Raw genomic sequence first — 4,434 nt, forward strand, 5'->3', positions numbered from 1 at the left:
TTTTTAACATAGTCGGCGTGGCCCGGGCAGTCTACGTGCGCGTAGTGGCGAGTCGGGGTGTCATATTCAACGTGAGACGTGTTGATGGTGATACCACGAGCTTTTTCTTCCGGCGCGTTATCGATCTGATCGAATGCGCGAGCAGAACCACCGTAGGTTTTAGCCAGAACGGTAGTGATTGCAGCGGTCAGCGTTGTTTTACCATGGTCAACGTGGCCGATAGTACCGACGTTAACGTGCGGTTTTGTACGTTCAAACTTTTCTTTAGACATCGATTGTCCCTCTAAGACACGGATAAATCGGTGATATCACCACATCAACCGGGCAACATGCCCGACTTGTTGAATGCAATAAACTAGAGAGAAACAGGGGAGGAGAGATAAAGAAGTGGTGCTGATACCCAGAGTCGAACTGGGGACCTCACCCTTACCAAGGGTGCGCTCTACCAACTGAGCCATATCAGCACGTTTGGAGCGGGCAGCGGGAATCGAACCCGCATCATCAGCTTGGAAGGCTGAGGTAATAGCCATTATACGATGCCCGCATCCTGAAACTCGGCTACCCAGTTCTTTCTATAACAAAAAAAAGAGAAGCGTCTCTTTTTCTGTTTGAGCTGACCAGTTTAACCAATCAACTCTGGCTCCGCAAAGCGTTGCCGAAAGATGGTGGTGGGGGAAGGATTCGAACCTTCGAAGTCGATGACGGCAGATTTACAGTCTGCTCCCTTTGGCCGCTCGGGAACCCCACCAGGCACTTGATGGTGCCGACTACCGGAATCGAACTGGTGACCTACTGATTACAAGTCAGTTGCTCTACCTACTGAGCTAAGTCGGCATCAAGTAGCGCGCATTCTAGGGAGACCTGCGAGTTCATGCAACTAAAAAATTGCAGAAAATGTTCTATTGCTCACATTTTGTGCTCAAACGAGAAAAAACGGTGTAATTTCAAACAGGGCCGGACAAAAATACGCCAACCTTCTTCACAAATACGGTTAACGAGGAGGGCAAAAGGCATATCCAAACCGCGAAAGCGGCATCGATTCCTCACAGCCTCTCCATAAGATGCAATGAAAACTCACTGGCTTCTACCGAGGACTTTATATCCCCTTACCAAACCATTCATCTCTGTGATGCTACCTTTAGAAAGCATCATTCAATGAGTTTTTTTCTTATTATTCCGCGCAATCTGGTGTTACCCTCCTGCCCATTGTCCTGATTAACTAGTGTGAAGCACCCCGCCTTCATGTAATTCGGCGGTTGCAAGAGCATGCTTATGAGCCTAAAAGAGCAAACGTTAATGACACCGTATCTACAATTTAACCGCGACCAATGGGCTGCACTGCGTGATTCCGTTCCGATGACGCTAACAGAAGAAGAAATCACGCGGTTAAAAGGCATCAACGAAGATCTTTCCCTGGAAGAAGTTGCAGAGATTTATTTGCCGCTGTCGCGTTTACTCAATTTCTATATCAGCTCTAATTTGCGCCGGCAGGCTGTACTGGAACAATTCCTTGGCACCAACGGCCAGCGTATTCCTTATATCATCAGCATTGCGGGTAGCGTGGCGGTCGGGAAGAGCACCACCGCGCGCGTACTACAGGCGTTACTTAGCCGCTGGCCTGAGCATCGACATGTAGAATTGATTACGACAGATGGTTTTCTGCACCCTAACGCAGTATTGAAAGAACGTGGACTGATGAAGAAGAAAGGCTTCCCGCAGTCTTACGATATGCATCGCCTGGTTAAATTCGTCTCCGACCTGAAATCCGGTGTACCTGACGCTACGGCCCCGGTCTATTCACATCTCATTTATGACGTGATTCCGGATGGGGATAAGACGGTCACTCAGCCTGATATATTAATTCTTGAGGGATTAAATGTTTTGCAGAGTGGAATGGATTATCCTCACGATCCGCATCATGTATTTGTTTCCGACTTCGTTGATTTTTCAATTTATGTGGATGCGCCAGAAGAGTTGCTCAAAACCTGGTATATCAATCGTTTTCTCAAATTCCGCGAAGGGGCGTTTACCGACCCGGACTCTTATTTCCATAACTATGCTCAGTTGTCTAAAGACGAAGCTATTAATATTGCCACATCGCTATGGAATGAGATTAATCTTTTGAATTTAAAAGAGAATATTTTACCAACGCGTGAGCGAGCCAGCCTTATCATGACAAAAAGCGCAAACCACTCAGTCAATCAGGTGCGGTTAAGGAAATAAAAAGGGGAGCGCTGGCTCCCCTTTTTCATTCAGCGCCTCGCAATGAGATCTCACCGCCAATCCAGGGTTTTATCACCCCTTCTTGTTCCAGTAATAATGCGCCTTGAGCATCAATGCCTCGAGAAATGCCAAAGATCTCTTTATCGCCAATAATAAGTTTAACCGGACGGTTAATAAAGTTATCGAGCTTTTCCCAGCGGCCCAGATAGGGCGCCAGACCCTCATTCTCAAAAAGTTTAAAACCTGCCCGCAGCTCTTTAATCAGACAAGCGGCTAACTGATTACGATCGATAGAGATCCCGGCCTCCTGCAGGCTGATCCAGCCCTGATTGACAACATCAGACTCCACGCGGCGCATCATGAGATTAATCCCCGCGCCGCTGACTATCTGTGCCGCATCGCCGGTTTTCCCCGTCAGTTCCACCAGGATCCCGGACAGTTTGCGGTCTTGCAAATAGAGGTCGTTCGGCCATTTCACCCGTACTTTATCCGCCCCCAGGCTCTGCAGCACCTCGGCAATGACGATCCCGATGACCAGACTCAAACCTATAGCCGCAGCAGGCCCCTGCTCCAGTCGCCAGTACATTGAAAGGTAAAGATTAGACCCAAACGGCGAGAACCACTTGCGCCCGCGGCGGCCGCGGCCAGCCTGCTGATACTCAGCCACGCAGGCATCACCAGATTGCAGTTCGCTGAGCCGGTCCAGAAGATACTGATTCGTGGAATCTATCACCGGTAGTACGGTTACCCGACCATGCTCAATCTGCCGGGCGATCTGCTCTTCGTCCAGTAGCTGGATAGGCTCAGGGAGACTGTAGCCTTTGCCCGGAACGGTGAACACGTCGACTCCCCAATCACGCAACGTTTGAATATGCTTGTTGATCGCTGCCCGGCTCATTCCTAAACGCTCGCCAAGCTGTTCACCTGAGTGAAATTCAGCATCAGCCAGTATCGATATCAGCGTCAAAGGAACGGTGTAGTCTTTCATGCAATAGTCTCCTCGGCATTGACTTCACCCGTTTCGCCAATAAAGCGCACCTCCGGCTGTAGCCAAATATCAAACTTCTCACCAACCTGTTGACGTACGTAGTGAGCCAATTCAACCACATCTTCACTGGTTGCCTGATTATGATTGATTAATACCAATGCCTGCTGGCTATGTACCGCTGCGCCGCCCATGACTTTGCCTTTAAGCTGGCATTGATCGATAAGCCAGCCGGCGGCTAGCTTCATGCTGCCATCAGGCTGAGGATAGTGGGGGATGTTCGGATAGGCAGCCAGCAGTGCTTGAGCCTTGTCTGCGCTAACGACCGGATTCTTAAAGAAGCTCCCTGCATTTCCATTCACTTTGGGATCGGGAAGTTTGGTCATGCGCATATGACATACGGCATCAAACACCTGCCGAGGGGTAACGGTTTGCGGATCAAGCCGGGTTAAATCGCCGTAGGTCAAAACGGGTTGCCACTCTTTTGGTAACATCAAACCAACGGCCACAATCGCGTAGCGATCTTGATATTCATGCTTAAAAATACTGTCCCGGTAGCCAAAACGACATTCCGCGGCGAAAAGGCGCAGTTTCTCACCAGTCGCTAACTCAACGCAATCGACGTACTGGCAAACCTTTTGTAATTCAACGCCGTAAGCACCAATATTTTGAATCGGCGAGGAGCCGGCGCAACCAGGAATCAGGGCAAGATTTTCCAGGCCAGGCATGCCGTTATTCAACGCAAACTGCACTAGCTGATGCCAGTTCTCTCCTGCGCCAACATGCAAATGCCACGCGTCTGGTGTTTCACTCACTTCGATTCCCATAATACGGTTAATAATCACCGTACCGGCATAATCCTTCAGGAACAGAACATTGCTTCCTTCACCAAGGATCAGGATTGGCTGGCGCTGTGCAGCGGCATTTTGCCAGGCATCCAGTAGCTGTTTTTCAGTTTCGGCGCGAACAATCGTTTTGGCAGAACGGTCAATACCGAAGGTATTCCAGGGCTTAAGTGAGTGGCTCATAATGGCTTCCAGATGCAAAATCTGCATTAGTTTACCGTATATAGCGAGGGAAGGCTTGCCTGAATGTCAGGGGGACCAGGAACCATGACGTTACCAAAGTCCAGTCATTCTCAGGCCACAAAAACGCAAAAAGCCCATCCGTCAGGATGGGCTCTTCACTTAATTGATGCCTGGCAGTTCCCTACTCTCACATGGGGA

4 protein-coding genes and 4 tRNA genes are annotated in these 4,434 nt (G+C 49.5%); 1 reads left to right on the forward strand and 7 read right to left on the reverse strand.

Annotated elements, in window-relative coordinates; all coding sequences use genetic code 11:
* The 5 genes from CMQ96_RS28030 to CMQ96_RS28050 all read right to left on the reverse strand — a co-directional run.
* Positions 1–272, reverse strand: a 272-nt coding sequence (locus CMQ96_RS28030) for a GTP-binding protein (RefSeq protein WP_048955487.1), incomplete at its 3' end; no start/stop codon positions are given.
* A gap of 116 nt (positions 273–388) precedes the next feature.
* Positions 389–464, reverse strand: a tRNA-Thr gene (locus CMQ96_RS28035).
* 5 nt (positions 465–469) lie between these two features.
* Positions 470–544, reverse strand: a tRNA-Gly gene (locus CMQ96_RS28040).
* Positions 545–663: 119 nt separating this feature from the next.
* A tRNA-Tyr gene (locus tag CMQ96_RS28045) sits at positions 664–748 on the reverse strand.
* Positions 749–758: 10 nt separating this feature from the next.
* Positions 759–834 (reverse strand) — tRNA-Thr (locus CMQ96_RS28050).
* 438 nt (positions 835–1,272) lie between these two features.
* Between CMQ96_RS28050 and coaA the strand changes: the two genes are divergently transcribed.
* Positions 1,273–2,223, forward strand: a complete 951-nt coding sequence (gene coaA / locus CMQ96_RS28055) for a type I pantothenate kinase (protein ID WP_004127574.1) — start codon at positions 1,273–1,275, stop codon at positions 2,221–2,223.
* Between the two features lie 25 nt (positions 2,224–2,248).
* Here the strand turns inward: coaA and birA are convergent, their stop codons facing one another.
* Together birA and murB are read right to left on the reverse strand one after the other, a co-directional pair.
* Complete coding sequence (gene birA / locus CMQ96_RS28060) at positions 2,249–3,211, reverse strand: bifunctional biotin--[acetyl-CoA-carboxylase] ligase/biotin operon repressor BirA (protein WP_004127571.1); 963 nt, start codon at positions 3,209–3,211, stop codon at positions 2,249–2,251.
* Positions 3,208–4,236 carry a UDP-N-acetylmuramate dehydrogenase gene (murB, locus tag CMQ96_RS28065; RefSeq protein WP_024360719.1) on the reverse strand — a complete coding sequence of 343 codons (1,029 nt, stop codon included), beginning with the start codon at positions 4,234–4,236 and terminating at the stop codon, positions 3,208–3,210. The genes birA and murB overlap by 4 nt, the downstream gene beginning before the upstream one ends.
* Positions 4,237–4,434 lie beyond the last annotated feature (198 nt).

The organism is Klebsiella sp. MBT K-1, from assembly GCF_002556465.1.
GTDB lineage: Bacteria > Pseudomonadota > Gammaproteobacteria > Enterobacterales > Enterobacteriaceae > Klebsiella > Klebsiella grimontii.

What these genes read in the sequence shown, in the direction of transcription:
- murB (WP_024360719.1), bottom strand. Translation starts at nt 4,236, where the DNA reads ATGAGCCACTCACTTAAGCCCTGGAATACCTTCGGTATTGACCGTTCT.
- coaA (WP_004127574.1), top strand. Translation starts at nt 1,273, where the DNA reads ATGAGCCTAAAAGAGCAAACGTTAATGACACCGTATCTACAATTTAAC.
- birA (WP_004127571.1), bottom strand. Translation starts at nt 3,211, where the DNA reads ATGAAAGACTACACCGTTCCTTTGACGCTGATATCGATACTGGCTGAT.